The organism is Sphaerochaeta sp. UBA5836, from assembly GCF_002432845.1.
In the GTDB taxonomy this organism is placed as follows: domain Bacteria; phylum Spirochaetota; class Spirochaetia; order Sphaerochaetales; family Sphaerochaetaceae; genus Sphaerochaeta.
On record NZ_DJGW01000089.1, the window covers coordinates 65,098 to 66,523 of the forward strand.

Here is a 1,426-nt window from a genome sequence, read left to right on the forward strand (position 1 = left end):
AGGCCGGTGATGGTGACATTGCTGAATTTGGGTATGAAGGTGTTCTCGAAGTAATCCAAGCCCCGATGCTTGGTGATGAACATGCGGGAGAGCCAACCGGCTCCAAGGGGAATGACCACGAACAGGACGACCGAGAGGAACAGCGTCATCCAGGGAATGCTTATGCCGCTGATGCCGAGCAGCAATCCTACGATGGGAACGAATGCAACAAGGATGATCAGGTCATTGGTGGCTACCTGGACCAAGGTGTACGCAGGATTGCCCTTTGTGAGGTGGCTCCATACAAATACCATTGCAGTGCAGGGTGCGGCTCCGAGCAGCACCGCCCCCGCAAGGTACTGACGTGCCAAATCCCTTGGAATGAGTGCCTGATAGACCACGTAGAAGAAGAACATGGCGATTGCGTACATTGTAAAGGGCTTGATGAGCCAGTTGGTCACCCAGGTTATCACCAGGCCCCTGGGATTCTGTCCCACCTGCTTGATGCTGTGAAAGTCGACCTTGAGCATCATCGGATAGATCATGAGCCAGATGAGGATGGCTACCGGTATGGAGACGTTTGCATACTCAAAGCGAGAGAGGAATTGGGGTATCTGGGGCAGATAGACCCCGATTAGCACCCCGGCTGCCATACAAAGCAACACCCACAGCGTCAAGAACCGTTCAAAAAAACCGATTCCTGCTGATGATTTCTTTTCCCTTGCCATACATCCCTCCCAATCTGCCTGCTTTCAGGACAGCCTTATTTACATCGATCGGCAGTGTTGTGCTTGCACTTTGCATTGCTGCTGACCAACGGGACGCTTCGGTTGGTCGAGATCGTCCTCAGGTACTCCAACAAGTGTTCCATTTCATCGAAATTCAACGCATAGTATATCCATTTTCCTGCCTTCTCAGAGGAGACGAGGCCGCTTGTGGTGAGCAGCTTCATGTGGTAACTGAGTGTAGGCTGGGTTATCTGGAAAGACTCCAATATATCGCATGCGCACAGAGGGCCGGAGGACAAGAGGTTGATGATGTCCAGCCTGGTTTCATCGGAGAGCGCCTTGAGTTTGAGCAGATGGTTTGTTGTCGTCCCGTGCATGTTCATCTTCATGTGTCTCCTTGGAGAGAATACTAGCTATCATATAGAGAATAGTCAATATGATGAGAAGGAGTATATTGGTTGATGACGTCAACTAATGATGCTATGATCCGCCATCTATAGACATGTGCCGGAAGAACTCATTGTCAGAATTTCAGGTCCCGGCAATGTGGCATCGGGCTTACTGCAGTAATCGGCGGGCCTGTGTTCACCTTGGTGTCATAGAGAGGGGGGCTGCTATGGAAAAGAAAAAATCGCTGCTATGCACCTGAGTTTGAGCCTATCTTGGAGGAAGAGAAACCTCCACACAAGGATGAAAAAACGTAAATTCCTTATGAGAGC

Annotated in this window: 2 protein-coding genes; both read right to left on the minus strand. The window is 50.4% G+C overall.

Annotation, left to right across the window (positions count from 1 at the left end; genetic code table 11):
• A partial coding sequence (locus B3F49_RS08345; RefSeq protein ID WP_293910355.1) for an arsenic resistance protein occupies window positions 1–707 on the minus strand: 707 nt, incomplete at its 3' end.
• Window positions 708–742: 35 nt separating this feature from the next.
• Window positions 743–1,096 (minus strand): ArsR/SmtB family transcription factor, encoded by a 354-nt coding sequence (locus B3F49_RS08350; protein ID WP_293910351.1) that lies wholly within the window; start codon window positions 1,094–1,096, stop codon window positions 743–745.
• Between the last annotated feature and the right edge of the window lie 330 nt (window positions 1,097–1,426).